This window comes from Nostoc sp. FACHB-133 (assembly GCF_014698055.1).
In the GTDB taxonomy this organism is placed as follows: Bacteria; Cyanobacteriota; Cyanobacteriia; order Cyanobacteriales; family Nostocaceae; genus Nostoc.
This window is the reverse complement of sequence record NZ_JACJSH010000011.1, coordinates 1-22,801: the sequence shown is the minus strand read 5'-3', so window position 1 is coordinate 22,801 and position 22,801 is coordinate 1. Positions and strand designations below refer to the sequence as shown.

The 22,801-nt window shown below is 42.7% G+C and carries 16 protein-coding genes; 8 read left to right on the top strand and 8 right to left on the bottom strand.

Translation table 11 applies throughout. The features are described 5' to 3' along the window. Positions 1–240: 240 nt before the first annotated feature. Complete coding sequence (locus H6G86_RS11400) at positions 241–1,692, bottom strand: TonB family protein (RefSeq protein ID WP_190934405.1); 1,452 nt, start codon at positions 1,690–1,692, stop codon at positions 241–243. Positions 1,693–2,034: 342 nt separating this feature from the next. Here H6G86_RS11400 and H6G86_RS11395 point away from each other — a divergent pair, with 342 nt between their 5' ends. Both H6G86_RS11395 and H6G86_RS11390 read left to right on the top strand, forming a co-directional pair. Continuing rightward, entirely contained in the window at positions 2,035–2,688 is a 654-nt protein-coding gene (locus H6G86_RS11395) for a MotA/TolQ/ExbB proton channel family protein (protein WP_114083339.1), read from the top strand. After that, entirely contained in the window at positions 2,672–3,073 is a 402-nt protein-coding gene (locus H6G86_RS11390; protein ID WP_163935129.1) for an ExbD/TolR family protein, read from the top strand. The genes H6G86_RS11395 and H6G86_RS11390 overlap by 17 nt, the downstream gene beginning before the upstream one ends. A 166-nt stretch (positions 3,074–3,239) precedes the next feature. Here the strand turns inward: H6G86_RS11390 and H6G86_RS11385 are convergent, their stop codons facing one another. Then, entirely contained in the window at positions 3,240–4,004 is a 765-nt protein-coding gene (locus H6G86_RS11385) for a thioesterase II family protein (protein WP_190934404.1), read from the bottom strand. 65 nt (positions 4,005–4,069) lie between these two features. Here H6G86_RS11385 and H6G86_RS11380 point away from each other — a divergent pair, with 65 nt between their 5' ends. The 3 genes from H6G86_RS11380 to H6G86_RS11370 all read left to right on the top strand — a co-directional run bounded on the left by H6G86_RS11380 (position 4,070) and on the right by H6G86_RS11370 (position 6,849). Then, positions 4,070–6,202: an NACHT domain-containing protein gene (locus tag H6G86_RS11380; protein WP_190934403.1), complete on the top strand. Its 2,133-nt coding sequence runs from the start codon at positions 4,070–4,072 to the stop codon at positions 6,200–6,202. 50 nt (positions 6,203–6,252) lie between these two features. Next, positions 6,253–6,474, top strand: coding sequence for a type II toxin-antitoxin system HicB family antitoxin (locus H6G86_RS11375; RefSeq protein WP_190934552.1), 222 nt, complete (start codon positions 6,253–6,255; stop codon positions 6,472–6,474). 216 nt (positions 6,475–6,690) lie between these two features. After that, positions 6,691–6,849: a hypothetical protein gene (locus H6G86_RS11370; protein ID WP_190934402.1), complete on the top strand. Its 159-nt coding sequence runs from the start codon at positions 6,691–6,693 to the stop codon at positions 6,847–6,849. Here H6G86_RS11370 and H6G86_RS11365 read toward each other — a convergent pair. Beyond that, positions 6,836–7,297, bottom strand: coding sequence for a globin domain-containing protein (locus H6G86_RS11365; RefSeq protein WP_190934401.1), 462 nt, complete (start codon positions 7,295–7,297; stop codon positions 6,836–6,838). The two genes, H6G86_RS11370 and H6G86_RS11365, sit on opposite strands and share 14 nt — an antisense overlap. A 169-nt stretch (positions 7,298–7,466) precedes the next feature. Between H6G86_RS11365 and H6G86_RS11360 the strand changes: the two genes are divergently transcribed. The 3 genes from H6G86_RS11360 (at position 7,467) to miaB (ending at position 10,994) form a co-directional block, all read left to right on the top strand. Further along, positions 7,467–8,900, top strand: a complete 1,434-nt coding sequence (locus H6G86_RS11360; protein ID WP_190934400.1) for a carotenoid oxygenase family protein — start codon at positions 7,467–7,469, stop codon at positions 8,898–8,900. A 119-nt stretch (positions 8,901–9,019) separates the two neighbouring features. Continuing rightward, positions 9,020–9,601 (top strand): Uma2 family endonuclease, encoded by a 582-nt coding sequence (locus H6G86_RS11355; RefSeq protein WP_190934399.1) that lies wholly within the window; start codon positions 9,020–9,022, stop codon positions 9,599–9,601. Between the two features lie 28 nt (positions 9,602–9,629). Continuing rightward, complete coding sequence (gene miaB, locus H6G86_RS11350) at positions 9,630–10,994, top strand: tRNA (N6-isopentenyl adenosine(37)-C2)-methylthiotransferase MiaB (RefSeq protein WP_190934398.1); 1,365 nt, start codon at positions 9,630–9,632, stop codon at positions 10,992–10,994. Positions 10,995–11,057: 63 nt separating this feature from the next. Here miaB and H6G86_RS11345 read toward each other — a convergent pair whose 3' ends face one another. The 5 genes from H6G86_RS11345 to H6G86_RS11325 form a co-directional block, all read right to left on the bottom strand. Continuing rightward, entirely contained in the window at positions 11,058–13,436 is a 2,379-nt protein-coding gene (locus tag H6G86_RS11345; RefSeq protein ID WP_190934397.1) for a hypothetical protein, read from the bottom strand. A 173-nt stretch (positions 13,437–13,609) separates the two neighbouring features. Continuing rightward, a complete protein-coding gene (locus H6G86_RS11340; RefSeq protein WP_190934396.1) occupies positions 13,610–17,764 on the bottom strand; it encodes an Ig-like domain-containing protein in 4,155 nt (1,384 codons plus the stop codon). Then, the gene (locus H6G86_RS11335; protein ID WP_190934395.1) at positions 17,761–19,311 is read right to left on the bottom strand and encodes an isopeptide-forming domain-containing fimbrial protein; all 1,551 of its coding nucleotides are present in this window, start codon (positions 19,309–19,311) and stop codon (positions 17,761–17,763) included. The genes H6G86_RS11340 and H6G86_RS11335 overlap by 4 nt, the downstream gene beginning before the upstream one ends. A gap of 145 nt (positions 19,312–19,456) precedes the next feature. Then, positions 19,457–20,020: a DUF11 domain-containing protein gene (locus H6G86_RS11330; protein WP_190934394.1), complete on the bottom strand. Its 564-nt coding sequence runs from the start codon at positions 20,018–20,020 to the stop codon at positions 19,457–19,459. A 170-nt stretch (positions 20,021–20,190) separates the two neighbouring features. Then, complete coding sequence (locus H6G86_RS11325) at positions 20,191–22,671, bottom strand: beta strand repeat-containing protein (RefSeq protein ID WP_190934393.1); 2,481 nt, start codon at positions 22,669–22,671, stop codon at positions 20,191–20,193. Positions 22,672–22,801 lie beyond the last annotated feature (130 nt).

Below are 22,801 nucleotides of genomic sequence, written 5' to 3'. Positions count from 1 at the left end.
GTTGAGCAGGTTCGGTTTTATAGCAATGTGCGATCGCAATAACCGTACCTGCTGAAATGCTCACAAAAAATCAGGAATTTCTACATCCTTCTAGAGACGTAACACTTCCAATACTTTTCGGTTAAGGGGGAAAGGGGAAAGGGAAAGGGTTTGAATTTCCCTTTCCCCTTTAACCTTTCCCCAGACCAAAAGAGAGATTATTGGGTTTATCCGAAAAGTATTGGTAACACTTCTACATCTCTACTCCTGACTTGTAGCAGGCGGTGCAGCAGGTTGCGATTGGGGTTGTTGGCGTAAACGGCGCAACGAGTCCCGCAACTTGTTCTGGTTAGCGTTATCTCTTCGCCGCCTATTTGCGGTTGGTTGTGGCTTTTGTGATGAATCGTTAGCCGTTTGCTCACGCCGGATACGGCGTAAAGACTCTCTAGCATTTCCTTGAGTGCGAGTTGTGCTAGCATTACTTTCCCCTGTTTGAGGTTCCAATCGTCTACTAAATCCAGATATTGCTGGCCTTGTGGATCTAGCTTCATTAGGTGAAGGTGTCAACTCTCTACGCCTACGTTTTGGAGCTTCTTCCGTGGAATTAGCAGCCGTTGTCTGTTGGGTTCTCTCTTCTGCTTCTCTTTGTCTTTTCCGTTCTTGAACTTGGCGCGATCGCCGTGAACCTTGTATGGCAAATTCAGTGGCTATTGATACTCCCTGTCTACCACCTTCTGCGGGTTTTAATTTCCAGTCACGCGCCTGTCTTATGGTTTCTTCATCCAAATCGCGGTTTCCACTGGAGCGAGCAATCCGCACATTAGTAACATTGCCTTGTGAGTCAGTATCAACAGCTACTTCTACTCTACCTTCAACTCCTCGCCGTCTTGCTGCTTCTGGATATTTGGCATTACATTCACGGCAGGCTGCACGACCATTACCATTACCTGAACTGTTAATTTTTGGAGGTGTTGATGCTGTTGGCGCTGTTGCTACTGGCAGACGATTTTCTGTTTGATTACCAGTACCTGAGCCAACACCACTACCATTACCTGAGCCAACACCACTACCATTACCTGAACCAACACCACTACCAGTGCCTGAGCCAACACCACTGCCAATGCCACCGCCAGTGCCAGTGCCAGTTCCTCCACCAGCGCCAGTACCGCTGCTTGTACCTACAGCAATACCACTACCTGAGCCTAAACCAACACCAGAGCCGCCACCGCCACCGCCACCACTCTGAGGAGCAACAGTTGTCACAGGGACGAATGGCTTCGGAGCAATTTCCCTATTTACTGGCTGTGGGTTTTGAGTTGTTTGTTGTGGTTGTTGTTGAACTGGCTGTGGGTTTTGAATAGTTTGTTGCGGTTGTTGAACTGGTTGAATTGTCGATCTTTCAATCAATTCTTGTACTGGTTTTTGTATTTGTGGAGTTTCTATAGATTGTTTTTGAACAACTTCAGGTTCTTTTTTGGGTTCTTCTGGAATTTTTTCAAGCGGTTTTTCTGCTTCCACAGCCGGAGAATCCATGATCGCCACCTCTATCGCTTCATCTTCTCCTGTAGGCACTCTCGTCAAATAATTACTTATGCCTGATGACAGTACGCCGATATGCAGCGCCAGTGAACCTATCAGACTGTAAGTCAGAAAAGACTTGAGAGCCTCAACTTCTTTGGAACGTTGCTCGACAGTAATGCCAGAAAAACTCATAGCTATTGCTACCTATTCTCACTAATTTAGCCATCTTAGAATGCAAGGTTACAAATATCAAGTCAAAAATTAAAATTAATTGCGATCGCCTTACGGAACCCTTCACTAGCAAAAACATCTTTTAAAACCACCAATATCATGGTATTTGAACAAAATTAATTTTTGTTTCAATCCAATTAATTTTTTTTATGCAAAGCAAACGAACAATTAAATAAAAATCATGATGGCTACATTTGAAAAAGTTATCATTATATTTTATATTTTATTGAGAAAAAGTTTCAGCTTTGAACTAGATTCTGGTAGTCTAATTTTGTATTGTGGATGATGTTATAGAGGCACTACATGGGAATTCAGAATTTGTTTGCAGCAGGCGGTGTGGTCATGTGGCCCCTGTTGGCGTTTTCGGTATTGGGTGTGGCACTGATCATCGAGCGGATCAGGTTTTGGGTACGGATTAATCAGCGTCAAAACCGTGTGGTGCGAGAGGTTTTGAATCTCTACCGTCTTGATAATGTTGTCGGCGCAATGGATAAACTTCAGAAAAACGCAGATTTACCATTGGCACGGATTTTTCTTGCGGCTTTAGAATTGGAAGAGCCAAATCCAGAGGAATTTCGTTTGGCATTAGAAAGCGAAGCTCAGGCTGAGATACCTGTACTCAAACGTTTCCAAAACATTTTTGAGACAATTATCGGGCTAGCACCATTATTAGGTCTTCTCGGTACTGTGTTAGGATTGATTGCCTCCTTTGCCTCCCTAAACCTTGGTGATGTGGGAGGTACTAAAACAACTGGCGTTACATCTGGGATTAGTGAAGCTTTGGTATCAACCGCATCAGGATTGATCGTTGCTATTTTTACACTCTTGTTTGCTAATACCTTCCGGGGATTGTACCAAAGGCAAATTGCACTAATTCAGGAGTATGGAGGACAGTTAGAATTACTCTACCGCCGTCGTTATGAAAGAGGAGAAAAAACGTATGCGTCTACCAGATGAGCCAGAACTTCCATTACAGATCAACATCGTGCCGATGATTGATGTGATTTTTGCAATTTTGACATTTTTTATCATGTCAACTCTGTTTTTAACCCGCTCAGAAGGTTTACCAGTAAATTTACCGAAGGCTAGCACAGCAAAACAACAGCAAGTTCCAACTAGAATTACGATTACGGTAGATGACAAAGAACAGGTAAGTCTGAACCGGAAACCAATTGCAGTTGATGATGTGACAGAACAAGTACGTGCTTTAGTTGGTTCTAACCCAGACGTGTTGGTGATTATTAATGCTGATGAGAAAGTTGATTATGGTCGAGTAGTAGCGGTGATGGATCGGGTTCGTAAAGTTGAAGGGGCAAAGTTAGCGATCGCTACGCAAAAGTAAAAAGTAGAAATATTGTACATCACAAGTTCAGAGAGTCAGGAAAATTCGATATTCTGACTCCTAACTCCTTTTTCTCTAATAGACATCTGGTGAAATTAAATATGCGTTACCCAGAACCCTTGTAGAGACGTAGCATTGCTACGTCTCTACTTTTTCACTCATATCTCTAATGGTTATTACGCATCTGCAATTCTTGATATATAAGTTTAAGTAATAATTCTTGGTGTGAATGAATGAAAAAGTGGTCGCCGTTGAACTCATGTAATGAGAAAGCAGCGATTGTCTGTTCTCGCCATGCTTGCAAAGCTTCATGACTAACATCTTGGTCTTGCAAACCACCAACAATAGTAATAGGACACTCCAATGGCTGCTTTGGAGTGTAAATATAAGTTTCTAGAACTGCAAAATCTGCCCGCAAAATCGGAAGAAATATCTGCATTAGTTCCTCGCTTTCTAGCACTGCTTTGGGTGTACCGTTAAGGCTGCGTAGCTCGTCCTGCAAATCATGGTCTGAGAGAATATGCAGGGGTGGTTTTATTGGTGGCAATTGCGGAGCGCGACGAGCAGAGATGAAGAGGTGGAAGGGAGTAAGATTATACTGAGAGCGAAGTAGACGGGTCAACTCAAAGCTAACTAATCCGCCCATACTATGACCGAAGAAAGCGAATGGTTTGTCTAAGTATGGTAACAAAACTGGAGCGATCGCTTCCACAAGAGGTTCTAATCGCGTCAAGGGTGCTGACTGAATCTGCCTTCCCCGTCCCGGATATTCCACAGCACAGACTTCGACATTACTAGGTAGATTATTAGGCCAAGTGCGAAAAATTGCCGCGCTACCACCAGCGTAGGGGAAGCAGAATAAACGCAAGTTTGCTTGCGGATTTGGTTGCGGACAGATAACCCAGGAATTGAAGCTTGGTGTAGTTGTCATAAGAGAGCTTAGAGTTGGATAATACAACTTTGCTTTAATTTTTAAACATATTCACTGATAATCTTATGACAGGAATAGAATCTTTCGCCGCACAAGCCGTTAGCGGTTTAGCAGTTCCGATTTTCCAAATCCTTTGGGGAGGTGGCGGTAAGGTTCTAGGAATATTTGGTAAAACCCTGGACGAAAAAACTAGGGAGATAATTTTTGCTGCATCAAAACAATATGTGCAGAAATACGAAGAACGGCATGGCATTCTCAAAGTATTGGGAATGCGTGAACCTGTGAAATTGGAATCGGTCTATACAGCAGTACAGTTTTTAGATGATGATGCTATCCGTAGTTTTGAATCTATTGAGAATTTAGAAAAAGTCTATCGCCAAGCCACAAGTCGAGGATTTCAATCTCACGATGGTAAAAAACAAGCAGGAATTAAAGTTGCTAATAATAAACAATATCTGATGGTGCTGGGTGGGCCTGGTGCAGGAAAGTCTACATTTGTGCGGAAGATGGGACTAGAAACGCTCAAAGGTAAAAAAGGAGGGTTTAAACACGCCTGCATTCCAGTTTTTATCGAATTGAAAAGGTTTGCATCTGGCAATATCGATATTAAAGCATTTATTACTGAAGAGTTTCGGATTTGTGGCTTTCCATTACCAGATAAATTTACAGTTAAAGCTTTAGAAGAAGGTAAATTACTAATTTTGCTGGATGGGTTAGATGAAGTACCAACAAAAAATTTGACTGAGGCAATTAGCGAAATTCAAAATTTTGTTGACAAGTACGATAAAAATCGTTTTATTGCTTCCTGTCGCACGGCGGCTTATCGCAGCAGTTTTCGCCGCTTTAGCGATGTGGGAATGGCAGATTTTGACGACGATCAAATTCAGCAATTTATTGATAACTGGTTTCATTGTGAAGCAGACAAACAGGCGAAGACAGGCGAGAAATGCTGGGAGTTATTGCAAAAACCAGAACATGAAGCTGCAAAAGAGTTGGCGCACACACCTTTATTGCTGACATTTCTGTGTTTAGTTTATGACCGTTCCCAAAGTTTTCCAGATAATCGCAGTGTTCTTTACCGGAAGGCACTGCGGATATTGCTAGAAGAATGGGCATCAGAAAAGCGAATTCTCAGAGATGAGATTTATCAAGGACTGCATACAGAATTAGAAGAGTTATTACTATCAGAGATTGCTTATACAGGTTTTGAGTTTGACAGACTATTCTTTTCTGGGCGTGATATTGTTCAGCAAATTAAAACATTCTTAGCAAGTAATCTGAATGCACCTCAGCATTTAAATGGAGAATCAGTACTGGATGCGATCGCTGTTCAACAAGGAATTTTAGTAGAACGAGCCGAGGATGTCTTTTCTTTCTCTCATCTGACTCTACAAGAATATTTAACAGCACAATATATTGATGACCATCGGCAAGTTGAGAAATTAGTTATTGAACACCTAATAGATAGACGCTGGAAAGAGGTGTTTTTGTTAGTAGCTGGGTTAATGCGTAGTGGTGTAGATGATTGGCTGTTGTTGATGGAAAAGGAAGCGCAAAAGTATATTAATACATCGAAGTTACAAGCTTTATTAAACTGGGCAGAGCAGGTAACAGTTGGATCGCCAGGAGATTTTAAACCTGTGGGTAAACGTGCATTTGCGATGGAGATCGCTAACATCATTGCCTATGCCAATGCTATTGCTAACCCCAATGCTATTATATATGCCGATCCTATACCCTATTCAAATGCAATGGTTTATGCTAATGCCATCGCCATCAATAACGCCATCACCATCGATAACGTCTTCGCATACTCTATCGCTATTGTTGAAGCTAGTAATGGTACTATTGGCGATGCTATCCAATACACTTACAATCTTGAGAAATTAAAAATATTCAATAACATCAAATTTACTGTGCTGATTGCCCAAATGGAAGCACTGAAAGCAAAAGCTCCCGATGAGCAACAATTAAAAGAAGTACTTGAGGCATTTGTTGAGCGTCTCCAAGAAACTTTACTTAATGCTTTCAATCTCACCCTAGAAATGATCGATTTATCTAAGGCAGAAGCGGAAGCATTCGGCAATTATCTTTACGCTAATTATCTCATCATCCAGTGTAAACAAGCAGCAGTGCGGGTGTCGCCCCAAACCTGGGAAGCGATTGAGGCGCGGATGTTGTTGGTTCCAGGTAGTTAAGCAACAATAGGAAAATGAAAACATAGCTAGAGAAACGCTCTATAAGTTTATTGCAACAGGCTAAAGATACAAAAACTCAAACCTTTACAGCAATCTTGCACTGGGAAGAGGATGTTTATGTAGCTGAATATCCAGAGGTGGGAACCGCCAGCCAAGGAGAGACGATAGAAGAAGCGATCAAAATTATACATAACTTACGCATTGAAAACCTGAAACCTCGATCCCCCCTAACCCCCCTTTTTAAAGGGCAGGATCTTAAAAGCCCCATTTAAAAAGGGGGTTGGGGGATCTCTTGTGCGTAAGTCCTACTATATTTAGAAGAGTTTTTGCTTGCTGAAGTCGCTACGCTAAAAGCTTTCATTAGCAAAATTAAAGTCGTTGTTAATACAACTTAAGCTGTTGTTATAAACGCTCAAGCTGTAGTTACTACAACTCCAGTTCTTATAAGTAAAATTGAAGCTGTTGTTAATACAACTTAAGCTGTTGTTATGAATGCTCAAGCCGTAGTTACTACAACTCCAGTTGTGATAAGTAAAATTGAAGCTGTTGTTATAAATGCTCAAACTGTAACTATAAACGTTGAAGTTGTTGTAACAAACCCTCAAGCTGTTATTATGACACCAAGTTTTATCGTTAGGAATGCATAAGCTGTGGTTTTTTCTCTTCACCCACATATATATCATGTTCTCTGTGAATGAACACTTCAGACAATGCCTGATAAGCTTCAGTCCAAGCCGCCATCACTTCTTCTGTAGCTGCTTCCCCTAAAACATCTTTCATAGCTTGCAGTAAACTTTCTCCAACAATAGGATATTGCTCTGGTGTAACATGAGTCTGCACATGACGATGGGCAATCTTCTCTACCATCGACTTTAAAGCAGGCAAATTATCAATTTGGTTAGCATAGCTATAAACTGCTGTTGCTAATCTCGCAGGTTGAGAACCATCTGCTTGAGCAGACATACTAAATTGTTCTTTGATTTCTGGATGATTTTGAAACATAATTTCATACATCCGAGTTGTGATTTGCTGACCGTTCTTTTTCAAAACAGGTGCAGTAGATTTGACGATATCTATTGTTTGTTGGCTAACCATAGTTTTTGGAACCACTTAGAATCTTGATTGACTTCACTTTAGTGATTATTCCTATTGGTTACTATGAGCTAGCTCAGTTAACGAGTAATATCATTTAAAAAACTGCAACAAAGATGAAAATGTAAGAATGCAGGTATGTAAATCGATAATTTATCAACCAAAATTTGATATGCATACCATTGAGAAAAAGTCAACTAAAAAAACCTGGGCAGGTGCGATCGCAGAACCAGCAAAAGAATTTCCCTCTACGCAACTACCAATTATCTCTGGCAAAATCCCAGATGGTTTGCGTGGCACACTTTACCGCAATGGTCCCGCACGGCTAGGACGCGGTGGCCTTCGCGTGGGACACTGGTTTGATGGAGATGGAGCAATTCTGGCTGTAAATTTTACTGATGCAGTTGCAACGGGGGTTTATCGCTACGTGCAAACCTCTGGCTATCAAGAAGAAGCCGCAGCAGGTAAACTACTCTACGGCAATTATGGCATGACTGCACCGGGGCCAATTTGGAATCAATGGCAAAAGCCCCTCAAAAATGCTGCCAACACTTCGGTGCTAGCACTTCCAGATAAACTTTTGGCACTGTGGGAAGGTGGTAAACCCCACGCCCTCGATTTACAAACTTTAGAAACTTGGGGTGAAGATGATTTAGGGGGATTAGCTAAAGGATTAAGCTATTCCGCACATTATAAGCGTGACGAGCAAACAGGGGAGATTTTTAACTTTGGCATCAGCCCTGGACAAAAAGCGACGCTTAATATTTACAAAAGCGATTCGACTGGCCGGATTATCCAACAAGCCGCATACCAGCTAGATGGTATACCATTGGTGCATGATTTTGTTTTAGCAGGACAGTATCTTGTATTTTTCATTCCGCCGGTGCGGTTAAGTATTTTAGCTCTGCTAATAGGGATAAACAACTATAGTGATTCGCTAGAGTGGCAACCTAAATTAGGAACTCAGATTTTAGTTTTTGACAGAGAAACCTTATCTGTGGTGAGTCGTGGAGAAACCGAACCTTGGTTTCAATGGCATTTTGCTAATGGTTATGTAGATGCTAGCGGTTCAGTGATTGTAGATATTGCCCGTTATGAAGATTTTCAAACTAACCAATATCTCAAGGAAGTAGCTACAGGTAAGACTCACACTCCAGCTAAAACTACACTAACGCGAGTTCATTTACATCCCCAAACTGGCGAAGTTACGTCAATTCAGCAATTATTAAACAGACATTGTGAATTTCCCAATGTACCACAGCAAAACGTGGGGCTAGCTTCTCGGTACACATATATGTCAACATTCCGTTCAGAAACAGATATTAGCCAAGAAGTAGTAAATGCGATCGCTCGTTTTGATCACAAGACCGAAACCCTCACCGAAGCAGACTTTGGAGAAAACCGTTATCCTTCAGAACCCATCCATGCCCAAAATACCCAAAATCCTGCACAAAGTTGGGTACTAACCGTTGTCTACGATGGTAATTCTCATAGTAGCGAAGTTTGGATATTTGATAGCGATCGCCTGGATGCCGAACCCGTTTGCAAACTAGGATTACCCAGCGTCATCCCCCACAGCTTCCACGGCACCTGGAACCCAGCCTAACAAACCCTCTGCGTTACCTCTGCGTTAAAAAACAACGTTACAGTAAAAACGAATAGCATTGATCGGACTTAATCGCATCTGGTCAATGCAAAATCAAAAATACCAAAAAATATTGCCCTATGCAATTACAAGAAAAACGCCATTATTCTCCCACAGAATACCTAGAACTAGAAGTCATTTCCGAGTATCGTCATGAATATATAGATGGTCAAATTATACCCATGACAGGTGGAACACCAAATCACAACCAAATAGCTCTTAATCTAAGTGCAACCCTCAATTTTGCTTTGAAGCGACAACCTTATCGAGTATTCATAGCTGATCAACGTCTATGGATTCCCAAAAAGCAAATTCATACATATCCTGATGTAATGGTTGTTGCAGGTTCATTAGAATTTTCTGAGGGACGTACAGATACAATTACTAATCCCTTAGTGATTTGTGAAGTGTTATCCAAATCTACCAGAAGCTATGACCTAGATGAAAAATTTGCGGCTTATCGCACCATCCCCAGTTTTCAGGAATATGTTCTCATCGATCAATACAAAAATCATGTAGACCAGTATTCTAAGACTGACGAAAATAAATGGATTTTCTCAGAGTATGAAGAAGAGAGTAGTATCTTAACACTATCCTCGATTCAATTTCAAATCCCTCTATCAGATATTTATGATAAAGTTGACTTTGAGGCTAAAGAATAACCTCACTCTAACTGGTTAACTAAGCAACATGACCACTTCTAAACGCCACTACCACATCACTACCTTCGGTTGTCAGATGAATAAAGCTGACTCAGAGCGCATGGCTGGCGTTTTGGAAGACATGGGCTTTGAATGGTCAGAAGATCCGAATAATGCAGATGTAATTCTCTACAATACCTGCACAATTCGGGATAATGCCGAGCAAAAAGTATATTCCTACCTCGGCAGACAAGCGAAGCGTAAACATGAGCAGCCTGATTTAACCCTCATCGTTGCAGGTTGTGTTGCCCAGCAAGAAGGTGAAGCGCTATTGCGGCGAGTTCCAGAATTAGACTTGGTAATGGGGCCACAACACGCCAATCGCCTCAAAGATTTGCTGGAGTCGGTGTTTGACGGCAACCAAGTTGTGGCAACCGAGTCTGTTCATATTATTGAAGATATCACCCAACCGCGACGGGATAGTAAAGTCACAGCTTGGGTAAATGTAATTTACGGCTGTAACGAACGCTGCACCTATTGCGTAGTTCCCAATGTGCGTGGTATTGAACAATCTCGCACACCGTCAGCGATCCGGGCTGAAATGGAAGAATTAGGACGGCAAGGTTACAAGGAAATTACTCTACTTGGTCAAAATATTGACGCTTACGGTAGAGATTTACCAGGAACAACACCAGAAGGTCGGCATCTGCACAACTTCACAGATTTACTTTATTACGTCCATGATGTGCCGGTAATTGAAAGATTAAGATTTGCTACTAGCCATCCCCGTTATTTTACAGAGAGATTAATTAAGGCTTGCGCTGAGTTACCCAAAGTCTGCAAACACTTCCACATTCCCTTTCAATCTGGAGATAATGAACTTTTGAAGGCGATGGCGCGGGGTTATACCCATGAAAAATATCGCCGGATTATCGATACCATTCGGCGGTATATGCCAGATGCTTCCATTAGTGCTGATGCGATTGTCGGTTTTCCTGGGGAGACAGAAGCACAGTTTGAAAATACCCTGAAACTGGTGGAAGATATTGGCTTTGATATGTTGAATACAGCAGCATATTCACCGCGCCCAGGGACACCTGCTGCTTTGTGGGACAATCAACTAAGTGAAGAAGTTAAAAGCGATCGCCTCCAAAGGCTCAATCATCTAGGAAACTTGAAAGTAGCCGAGCGATCGCAACGTTACTTTGGACGTATCGAAGAAGTTTTAGTAGAAGACCAAAATCCTAAAGATCAAACCCAGGTGATGGGACGCACTGATGGTAATCGTCTGACATTCTTCAGTGGGGACATTAAAGAGTTGAAAGGACAGTTAGTGAAGGTAAAAATTACCGAAGTTCGCCCTTTTAGCCTCACAGGTGAACCAGTTGAAGTGAGACAAGCCATACCAGTATAAAAAAGAGAGAAAAGGTTAAGGCGGAAAAGGAACCTCATATTTAACCTTTTTTCTTTCTCAAAGCTATTTCACCTTAGCGCGGAAGCGGACAAAACCATAAAAATCTTTGACTAGATTGGGTAAATCTGGACTTCGCGTAATATTTACCACCACCGCTCCATTGATGTTAGCACCGCAGTATGATGGGACTGTCTCGTTAGCAGGATAAAAGCGTCCGCGATCGCCATCTTGGGTATTAGTCAAATAAACCGTAGGAGTGCTAGAACCAAGCGCAAGAGCAATACCTTGATCTGCTCCTGATAAACCACCATCATTAGGAGTCAGACCATTAAAGGCAGTGGGAATAAAAGTAGTATTGACAGGAACTAAATCACAAATTTGGACACTAGTTGCATTACCTAGACCATTGGAAAGTAAGTAGATAGTGTACTCTAACTCATCTCCTGGTTTGACTATCCCAGCGTTAATCAATCCGCGTAAGTAATTAGTGGGCCATGTGTTACTGCTATCATCATCAGTGTCACGAGGAGATGCTACGTAGTTGGCAGCATTAGGAGAAACGTCGCTGCGACCATCTACAATGCTAGTTAAATTCTGGCTGTTAATCCGGGTGATGCGTTTCACTAAAATTAACTGAGGTTTGCCAGCTGATAACGCAGTTAATGGCATAGTTACCGTAGCAGGTGTGGGATCTTCCTTACCTGCTTTGTCTATTGCGGCTACTGTAAAAGTGATGGTTGTAGCACCATCTATATTCGGATCTACTGTTAGTTTCGTCGGATCATAATTAGTAATCACTTGATTCGCTGTCACAGCTACACTGTTGTAGTACAGTGTCCCATTAGTTGGCAGACTAACAATCTTGAAACTGTTGCCAGAACTAAGGTTCCCATCTTCCGGGTCAGTGCCTGATAGTGTTGGAACTTGTACAGTATTGGTTCCCCCTGGATTTGTTGTTGTAGATCCAGTGACATTATTAGTATTGGGCAACTGCTCAATTCCAAAGTCCTTACTAGAGATGTTTGTAGCAGTATTAAAAGTAGCTGTCGTGAGTGGGCTAGTGTTGACCCAGTTAGATGGGAGGGATGGCGCAGGGGCAGTATTACTTACAGTGCCAGCAGTTGTACTTAAAATAATTTTAACGTTACTTTGATTGAAGGGAACATCAAGAAAAGTATAAGTACCATCTGCGGCGACAGGTGTTGTTTTTAAGACCTTATTATTAGAATCTACGAGAATAGCATTTAATAACCCACCTGCATTGGTGCCAGTTTCCGAACCAGTATTGATATTAGTAAAAGTATTGTTAGCGCTATTATCGGCATCATCCCAAACCTTACCGCTCAGAAAATCATCATCATAGATTGTGTAGCTGGAAGCGATCGTTGGGGAACCACCACAAGTCGTTGTTGAACTGGTGAAAAAACTAGATGAAGTTTGTATGGTGAATACGATTGTCCTCACACCTTGAGGAACGTTATTATTAATGACAGTAAAAGGAATGGTAAAGACACTAGTACCATCACTGCCGTCGTAGTTGCCCGCAGGGATAGTAATATTAAAAGTGGATGTGCCTGATGTTGTATTGTAGTCTGTACCCAAAACGGCTGTACCAGAAACGGAAATCGGAACACTTATCCCCCCAGTTGGCACTAAACCAACAATCCTAAGTTTAGGTGGGTTAGTAGTAGGGGTAGTTTCCGATTCTGCTGCACCACCTGAACTGGCTGTGAACTCAAGCACCGGTTTACCGGCAAATTGCACTTCATCAAGGAAGTTGCCTATAGTAGCTCCACCCGCTGCGGAAAAGGCTTTGAATCCTACATCTTGATTGCTACTGGCACCAGAATAATTCACACTCCCAGAGTAACGCACCCAGCCATTTCCTGCGGATGATTGGGAAATCGAACCTGCACCATTGCCTGCGACAGGTGGATTTGTAGCTCCACTGTTAGTTGTTGAGAAAGTACCAAAAATACTTGTACCAATTAAAAATTGGGCAACATCTCTGGTGGTTGAACTATTCCGCCCACGGTGTAAAAGAGAGAACGTGATCGTCTCATTTTGAATTAGGCATAGATTTTGATATAACGAAGCGTTTTCCTCAGCATTTAACTCAGCAAATTGATTCCCTGCATTGGTCGCTGTATTAACACTATTAAATCCTGTTGTCCAAATCTCAATAATTTTACCGGCTTGTCCGTATATGCCAACTGGACAAGACCTTGTTCCTTGCCTTGAACTATGGCTTGTTGTCCAACCAGTGATAAAGCTTTCGTCCACTTGTATATAACATGAAGTACCAAAAGCAGGTGACTCAAAGCCGGGATTTAAGAACGATCGCTGGATATATTGAGCTTGCGCTACTGTAGGTTGAAGTACTAATGTCGCACCGAGCAATCCCCAGCTAAAAATATTAAAATTTTGCCATAAGTTCTTCATTAGTAAATCACCATAAAACAACCTTTAAAAAATGCTGATTAGTCTAACCATAATCATCAATGAGGGCTGATTCACCTCAAACAAATCTTCAGTCTCTAGCTTTCCCGAAATCGTAAATAATCTACCATTTGTATTCAGATTGATAGTGGTAGTGTTTTTATTAAATAGTTGTTTTATATTTCACGCTTTTGCATCCCCTTCGTTGCAGCCTTGAGTTTACCAACCAAAGTATTCATTGCAGATTCTTGTGGCTGACGAGGCACTGGTTTTTGCTGTCCAAAGCCATCAAATAATTCGTTGAGTTTGACGCTGACACCCAAATATGCGCCGCCTGCGGAACGTGTTCCTGAGAAATCTCGGTCATCAACTTTACCAAATACATATCCAGCAGAAACACGCAGGTTAGGCGTGAGATAATAGCCTGTTTCTACAACAAAGCCTGTTTCGCTGTAGCTAGACTGACTAATTACACGAGCCTCACCCACCAAATCCCAGCTATATCCCAAACGATAGGTAGCGCGTAATTGACCCAGATTTACTGTATTTGTACCAGCTAAATCGCTGGCTATGTAAGAAGTGCTGTTACGCAAGGCATACTTACCATAGAATTCCCATTGCCAGTTAGGAGCATAAATAGCTTCTAAAGCAAAAGTATGGTCTTCGGAACCCGTACCACTACCTAAGAGGATGGTGTCAGGGATAGTTGATGGATTTTTGCGATATTCATAACGCAATAAGGCATTAAATTTATCGCTATTGGGATCGCGATAAGCTAGTCCCAGCTTTAAGGTAGCTGTATCACCCAGTCCTGAAAGCTTTTGATTGGAAGAACCAGCTTGTTGATAACGTACCAAGGCTGTGAGAGCCGGAGAAATTTTACCCGCAGCACCTGCGGTAATTACTGTATTGCTACCACCAGAAGAAGAACGATGTTCGTAACGGGCACTGGCTTGAAACTGCGGATTATCAGAGTATTCCAGCCCCACACTGTAGCTATCACCACCATCAAATCCGATCGCAGATGCTGATTGACCAAAGGCGAAGGGCTGGGCATATTGTTGACCTGCCGCAGTCCGTCCGAAGAAGTTGCCAAATACGTGTTCGTAAGCAACATTCAGCCGCAATCCCGAAGCAATAGTCCAACGGTTATTTAGACCAATCGCCCCTTGGGTAGTCATTTCATTCGCACCACCCAAAATTGAGTAACGACCTGTCAAGGTAGTATCCGAACCGAGTTTGTGTTCACCGTTCACACTCAAGCTGGTGATGGAATTACCCGAATATTGACCACTAGTGTAAAACTGTTGGGCCAGACTGATATTTACACCAGGAATTGCTGCCCAATTCAGCCCGAAGATGGTACGGTCAGGGTAAACACTATCTTTTTGGGAAGATAAACTGATTTCATTTTGGGCTTGGAAAGTCAGATTTTTAGCAATAGGAACTGTAAAACGCGATCGCAATTGATCAGAAGTACCACTGAGGGCGCTGTCGGGAATGCGGTCTTCCCGATGACGATGAATCCAATCCAAATCAATAATGGCACTACCCAGACGTTGTTGAATCCCGGCGGAAATTGTCGTTAAGGAATTATCAACTTTACTACCAGGTATCGACTCATAGCGGGGTGCAAACAGTTCTTCAAAGGTATCTAAGGGTTGGGGAGCAATGCCAAAATTGTCTTCGTGGTCATACTGCGCCCTGACGTTTGTAGTTGAAGTGAGTTTAGCTGTAACCTGCGCTCCATAACGGGTTTGTCCTGGGACGAAGCTGATAGTGGCATTATTGGCAAAACCTGTATCAGCAAAGCGATAATAGGCACGACCTTGAATCCCATTAGTAATTTGTCCCTCAGCTTCCAACCGATACGCTTCACCACTAACCTTTCCTACAACATCAGAATCATTAGTGGAATGGGCATATTCTGCAATTAACCTACCTTGATTACCCAAAGAAATCAGCGCATCTGCACCATAAAGTTGAAAGTCACGCACTCCCTGATTTTCTTGGACATAAGTTGCTCCTATCCAACTTTCCTGGTTAAGTTTGCGAGAAAGGTTATATTGCAAACGACCAGCATATATATTGCTATCAGAATCTTCACTGTCATATTGATAGCTAACAACAATCCGGCGTACCAATACTTGTCCGGTTTGATCGATATCGGTACGAAGCATGGGTTCGCGGAATAATAAAGTACCGCGATCGTAGTCGATTTCATAGTCTGGGCCACGATTAAGCTGTTTCCGTTCTAGTACAGTCCCAGGACGATTGAGTTCTTCTAACTCAATAAAGACATTTTCACTACCTGGTTGTAATATTCTGCGAGAGAGGAAGTAATAACCACTAGTGCCATCGGGAGCAATGGTATCTCGTTGAAAAGCTTCTAAGTGGTTGCCATACAAACCTGTAACTTGTAGGTTCCCTAAGTTGTAGTTAGCCTTAAAACCGTGAAGTTGACGGGTGATAGAAGTAAATTGCTGCGATCGCCGCGCAAATTCTTCTGTGTTGTAGTCACCCCACATAACATAATCAGGATCGGCTCCGGGGACACCAGTTGTACGCTCCAAACGCACATATAGGCTGTCAATGGAAGGAGCAACGACATCAACTCGCGAGCTATCGCCGTAGACAGGATAATTTTGCTCGCTGGATTGGTAAGTTCTAAACAGGCGATTATCGCAGTTGCAATCTTCATTGAGGTTACGAGAACTGTTGTATGCGCCTGTAAACAACCATTCTCCGATCGCACCAGTGGCAAATATCGCCGAGTGGAAATCTAATTGCGTTCTGTTATCTTTGTCAGGCGGCAGAAAATCACGGAAACTACCGTAATAATCTGTACCTCTAGCGCCCAAACGTAAATCTATTACGCCAGTAACCAGACTCGGACGCAGTGATGTTTCAAATTGTAGTTGCGTAAAGGCTTCTAAATTATTAGCGATGGCGCGAATGGTGACAGTTTGGGCTTTGAGTTGCGATCGCAACTTAGCCGTAAATTGCCCCGCTTTCGCCTCTACTTGAAATCCGGGTTGATCAGGTTTGAAGTCTTTCCCAACAAACTCCCCAGCAGTAGGTATCAAAGTGATAACAGCATCACGATTAGAGCGATTACCACTTGCATCAATCAGTTGACCCTTGATTGTAGCTGTAGAACGTCCATCCGCCGGGATACGAGACTCAACAGTTTCTAAGGTTATTTGCTGTGGCGCTCCCCGGACTACGACTTGCACCGTTACAGGGGGTTCTGTCCCTCCTACTACTTGTGCAGAGATGGTGTTATTACCTTCTTTTAACGAAACACCATACCATGTCTGCGTTACTAAATTAGTATTGGCATCGCTTTCTGTCCGTCCAATTGAGGAAGGATCTACTAATACACCATTAGACCGTAATTCTACTGTGATTCCAACGGGGAATTGCACAATCACTGTGGTAGCAGGAACATCCACAATGTTGTTAGCCGTTGGCATCAGGAATTTTATTCCTGTGGAAATGGGGGAAGTGGGGGGAATTTTCTGGTTTTCCTCAATTACTCCAGCTATTTTGCGTAAGCCTCTAGGTAATTGAGCAGAAAACGCTGGTTGAAATCCTTGTATTTCCCTTGGAGAACCTTGAAGCTCTATTTTTGTGTCTTTGCGTCCTTCATTCTTGATGACTGCTAGTTTACCTAAGTCTCTGGGTAAATCAACAGAAGTTGCTGGTTGAAACGTTTGTATTTCCGTTTCGCTTGGCTGAAGATCTGAAATTAAAGTATTAGTTGAAGGAAGTTCAAAAGGTAAAAGTTGCCTGTCAGAACTTCCCAAAGTATGGGGAGAACTTGAATCCATGCTTTTTTCAGCAACTTTATTCCAATCCGCTTGATCCTCATCCTGGTTTTTCACATTATTTGGAAAAACCAAACCTCTAGCTCCCTTCTCTTGTAGGTACCTACCGTGTACACGCAAATCGGAGTTACTTTGAGATCCGGGTTTTACCCCCCTTAATCCCCCCTTGGAAAGGGGGGAAAGAAAATCTAGTTCCCTCCCCTTTCCAAGGGGAGGGTTAGGGTGGGGTAATTCGATAACTTGTGTATACAGCGTAGCTTGTAAAGACGGGGGAGAATTCAAAGCCTCTCCCGTTTTAAAAGAGAGGTTTTCTAGATCCCTTGAAAAGTCAGCATTTTCAACACCCTTGTCTGCTTGTGAAGGCGAATCGGGGAAAAAAAGATTTTCATTTGTAGGTTCTGCTTTAACTATGGCAGGATACAAAACGAGGCTGAGAGCTACTGGCATCACCCCCATCATCTTCAGGTTGAAAATAGTTGTATGGTGCAGTCTGGGTTTCATTTTTTGACTGGCTCCTGGAAGGCGGGGGTGACAGCGAAATTCATACGTACCAAGCCACCAGGTTCTAAACGCACTAAGCGAGATTGGCTATTCCGTTCACGGAATTTTTGGTTGGGAGCTAGGGTGTAACCTGGTACACTGCTGAGGTCTAGTACGCCTGTATGACTTCCTGGTAAGACATTAGCTAAGGAGAACAAACCATTTGGATCGGTGGTGATGCGGTTTCCGTCCTCCAAAAAAATCACTGCATTGGGGACTCCAGGCTCACCAGGTTGTTGTTCACCATCAAAGTTTTTATCAATAAACACGCGACCGATAATCGTGCCACAATCAGAAACGATTCCTGGACGAATTTTTAACTGGTGCGTTGCTGGGCCATCCTTGGTGCTAAAACGGTTATCAGCTCGTTGAGCATTCACGATCGCACTATTGCGACCGTTACCACGCACAGCATCGGCTGTTAGTTGAGCCGCGTAAGCAATATTCAGAGTTTTTCCCGTAGGAACTGTTACATCTGTGCGGAATGTCACCGTGTTTCCATTGCGTTCTGAGGTGATAGTAATTGCCTGACCATCTAACTCACCCCGCACAGATTTAGGTAAAAATTGGAATCCTAAAGGTAAGTTGTCAGTGACAAATATATTATTCAAACCAGCATCAGCAAGGTTTTTTACCGAGATTCGGTAGATTACCGTATCTCCAGGTTCGGCGGTAGCGCGATCGCCTGTTTTGACAATCTGCAACTGATTGGCTTGGCACAGATTTGTGGTGAATTCAAAGGCTAATAAGTCCAGTCCTACTACTTCTGCATTCGGAACCAAGACAACCGTTTGCTCTACCCTAGTCTCACCTGTAAGAGTAATTGGTTGACCATCCAGGGAACTAGCGATATATCGCACAATATTATTACCTTGTGTGCCAGTGGTACCAACGATTTCAATCTTGATCCGCCGTTGCTTGTAGATAGAATTTGGCGGTGGATTAACTACGAAAATATAAGTTCTACCTGGATCAGTTTGACCCTTATTCGGATCGAGTAGGAAATTGTAGACACCCGCAGGGTTATTCGTAACGAAGTAGGGGTTACTATTCTCCGTATTTGGCGACTTACCGCCAGGAACGTTGTTATTAGGAATATCGGGTAACTCTGTTCGAGTCAAAGAAAGCAAACCGCCTAATTCTGTACCTGTTGGGTCGCTAGGGTTAGATTCGTATACGCCAACTGAAAAACCTGTATAGTCAGGCAAAATAGTACCAGCACAACCTAATATCCGCCCTAATGGATCGACTAATGGGCTAGGACTAACATTAAGCTGAATAGAAGTTCCATCATATTTTTGATTATTAGCAGAGTCTGTATAAGTATAAGTAGCTTGATTTATTAATGGCAAAGACGCACCCCGATTGTTAGTCTGTTGTGCGATCGCTGGTATAGATATAGTAGTTTGCAAAAAACTCCCCAGAAGAACAGTAGCTGTTAACCTTTGATACCAGCTACTCCTATAAGTAATTTGTTTTTTCTTTTGAGGACGGCTCACTGAACACATCTCCTCTGGAATGCCACTTTTTTTGTTGATAAAAGCACTTGTTTATCTATCGAAGATCCCTCCGATTCTCCTTATAAAGCACGTTGTTTTTCGCTCTTGACTCCCAAAAAAGTCGCTACAGGCGAGTGATATCAGGCATAACGAATCAGCGAACTTGGACTTGATAAATAGCTTTAACCGTTTTCTTGGCCGGAACTGATGGCACTTGCAAACGGATGTGGGTGTAAACATTCGCTGGTGCTGGTTTTGTTTCCACTTTCCCGTCAGGAAGAGTAACTTTAACAGTGGGATTTTCGACAAAGCTGCGTCCGCCATCAATGCTGTAGGTTACTTTAGTCTCATTAGTGGTGATCGCAGATTTCAGTACGTATACCATTCCTTTAGGAATAGGTTGATTGAGAATCAAATTCTTTACGGGGCGATCGCTCTTATTTTCGCCACTTAATGTATATCGCAACACATCTCCTGGTTGCACCACAGCTTGACCTTTTAAAGGTTGCCATGTCTTACTTTGCTTACCTTGCTGATCCTGTGCTATCACTTGCTTCTCAGCTTCTAAGCGCAATTGTATTTGCCCTTGAGTTTTGACATTTTGGGCAACAGCACTGGTAGAATGCCATAGAGAAGCGATTCCTGGCACTTGACTAACAAATGGCACTGTAGCAATAAGTGCGAACGCTCCTAAACTTGCAAAAGAAAAACGCTTCATATTAATAACCTCAAAAAACTTTCATAATGCCGATTGCTGATTTATCTTTCCCTGTTTTCGCTGGGGAACAATCATTTTGTAGTTGGCACTTTAGGATTAAAGCACCAGCTACAAATACAGATGTGCTATACACCCCTCTTTGCAAATAAAGAGGGGTGAAATCAAACTATCTAGTTAACCTTGCGTTGGAAGATAAATGTTCTTTGAACACCAGGTGCAATCTGTCCAGTGGCAGTATTTACATACTTTGTGACATCACTGTTTAGCGTGGTTCCGGTTTGGTCGATGCTAGAGTTAGTAGCTGGATTACCATTGAAGAACTGGATCGTTGAAGCCCCAGAATCCTTTGCTGAACCAACAATGTTGCTAGTATCAATTTGAGTGTTATTGTCATTGTCTAGCGCCCAGTTGTTGCCCCCTGCTGTACCATCTTCAGTAATCACAACTTTGTCAGCGTTCAAAATCACGTTACCAGTTCCAGATTGAACATCAGAAATATTTGTGTATTGAATTTGGTACTCAATAATGTTTCCTGGAGCAGGATTCTTCGGAGTGATACTGAATGTGCCATCAGTCCCTTGCACTGCTGGCCCACTTCCTTGTAGAACTCGTGACATTTTCAACAGTTTTAAGAAGCCAGTGTAGACGCGATCGATGGAGATGTTGTTGACTTCACCAGAATCCACTACACCATTATTATTAGTGTCAATGAAAGCTGTAATGGGTACTGGGAAGCCCTTACCAATATCAGTCGATAGTTGCGTACCAGGTGGTAAGTCAACTTCTACACCATAATTAACAATGCCACCAGCAAGAACACCAGAGACTTTAATTGGTGTATTACCGTTTGCGATGGTAAAAACACCAGTAGCACTATTGTAGGTATAAACAGCAGATTGACTATTATAGCTAACAGTCACCTTTGTATTATTTGGCAAATCTGTAAATGTTGCTGGTGCGGTTGGCACTATTGTGATGTCGTTAGTGGCAGTACCGTTGTTCTTAATTGTGTTAGTGAAGCCAACTGATTGTGGGTCAAGTGTACTACCAGGTGCTGTGTTAGGAGGAACAAAGGAAGATTTGTTGGTGAAGTCATCGTTGGTTAAACCCGATGGCCCAGTAGCATCCGGTGCATTATTCGGCCCATTTAAAACTGAGTTCGCCTGGGCAACTGAAACAGTATAAACGTTGACATTTCCTGTAACAGAATTAGCAGCTTGGTTGTTATTGCCTGTGTCAACATTACCGGGAGTAGTGGGATAATAACCAAGGTCAGGTGTAGTAGGAAAGGCTCCAGTAGAGGGGTTGATGTTATCTGGATTTTGATCACCTGAATCGTCGAAGAGTAGGGGGCTATTTGGATCGCCAGCAGTTTTACCAAAAACTTGAGCTATGTTGTTAACATTTGTCGCTGTCGTTCCTGTGATTCCAGTGGTCGTTACTTGTACTGTAAAGCCTGTAACGGTTGTCCCAGTGGCAACTGAAGAGATAGAGCTAGGATTGTTAATAAAACCAACCCGTCTAACTACACCGCTTGTTACTTGAGTTTTGTCAGTTTTCCACAGAGCCTGATCAGCATTTATAGTTGCAGGATCTTCGCCAGCATAAACCACTATCCACCCTGAAGGAGCGGTTGGAGTCCCATTAAGAGTTGTGGATGCTGGAAGTGCATCAGAAACTAAGATGCGAGTAACTGTACTATTATCTACATTGATACTTGTACCAGCTAAAGCTGCGGGTGTAAGCCCCCGATTGGTTACGTCATTGCTCTCAACTCGCAAGCTTAAACCATAAGTCAGTACATCATCATTGAGTACGGAAGTATTACCAGGGTTGTAGGCTGTCCGAGTTTTGAGTATTGTGGCTAGAGCAACGGTTTTAACAGTGTTACCCACTTGAATTTGCTGGGTAATACTAGATTCTCGTGTACCGTTAACTGGTGCGCCAGGAACTTCCCCACCACCTGCGTTATCAGCGTTATCTACAGTGTAAACGTCACCACCATCGGGATTACGCGGTTGGTTTTGGGCATCCCCAGGAGTATTACCAAGGGTAACTTTAATTACGTCACCGGATTGAGCGCCAGTTTGTACAGTCACTGGCACACGCACCAACACAGTACCACTAACCGGAATTGAGGCTGTATCTACACCACCGGCTGTTACATTTGTCCAAGTTGTACCACCGTCAGTACTGTATTGCAGTGTGCCACTAGCTGGTGTTACCCCATTTTTATCAGGAGGAAGTACACCAGAAACTGTACCAGGCCCTGTTGTTGTTGCTTGGTTGGGAATATGGAATTTGGTGGGGTCGTTACCTACGTTGGTTAGGGTGTAGGTGTAAGTTAGTAAGTCGTTAACTCCAACAGCACCACCATTATTATCTGTAACACCAGAGGCAGTGACGGTGATCCCAGCAACTTCTGCCACAGTGACGGTTACAGTATTAGAAGTGGCATTTATAGTTGTCCCTGGCGCGTTGGGATCTTCGTAGGTAGCAGTCGCCGTGTTACTGATAGATTGACCACCAGCTGTGCCGTCAGCTAGTACAGGTGCAATAAATTGGAAAAGGCTGCTAGTTAATAATGCTGTTGCTACTAGAGATTGATAGCATTGGCGCTGCTTGTTGACAGATTTTTTTCGGTTTACCATGAAAGTAGCTTATTTATTTGCTGAACTTGTAAGTAGGACAGGGTGAAAAAACCAAATTGTGTAAAGATAAGTAAATACACATAATGTATCTACCACGGTAACAGGTATATGGGCAGCCGTTTAAGGGTAT